This window comes from Streptomyces sp. GbtcB6 (assembly GCF_019091475.1).
Lineage (GTDB): Bacteria > Actinomycetota > Actinomycetes > Streptomycetales > Streptomycetaceae > Streptomyces > Streptomyces hyaluromycini.
Window position 1 is genome coordinate 1 of sequence record NZ_JAGXJL010000198.1, and the last position, 481, is coordinate 481.

Here is a 481-nt window from a genome sequence, read left to right on the forward strand (position 1 = left end):
GGAACCACAAACGCTGCTGCGCGAACGACGCCTCGACCCCCGCCACCCCACGCTCAACCCGCCGCAACTGCGGCATCGCGGCGGCAGCTACGCCGATCTCACGCGCCAGTCCGCGGACCGTCGCCTCCTCGAAGACCTTGCGGACGGGAACCTCGACAGAGAAACGTTCTCGCAGCCGGGCGACCACCTGGGTCGCAAGGAGGGAATGGCCACCGAGTTCGAAAAAGTTGTCGTCAATACCCACCTCGTCCCGGCCGAGAAGGAGCTGCCAGATGTCCGCGATGATTTGCTCCGTCTCGCTGCGCGGAGGGGTGAAGGGAGCGGCGATCCGCCGCCGGCCTTCGGGCTTGGGAAGCTCCCGGCTGTTCACCTTGCCGTTCTGCGCAAGCGGGATGCCGAGAAGAAACTCGTCGGCGTCCATCAACGGCAACGCGTGGACGGTAGTCTCTGGCTGGTCGACGATGTGAGCCAGAAGGTTGTG

1 protein-coding gene is annotated in these 481 nt (G+C 65.5%); it reads right to left on the reverse strand.

Annotated features, from left to right (window positions below; translation table 11 throughout):
• Positions 1-421, reverse strand: a 421-nt coding sequence (locus tag KVT45_RS55155) for a phosphopantetheine-binding protein (protein ID WP_254648762.1), incomplete at its 3' end; no start/stop codon positions are given.
• Between the last annotated feature and the right edge of the window lie 60 nt (positions 422-481).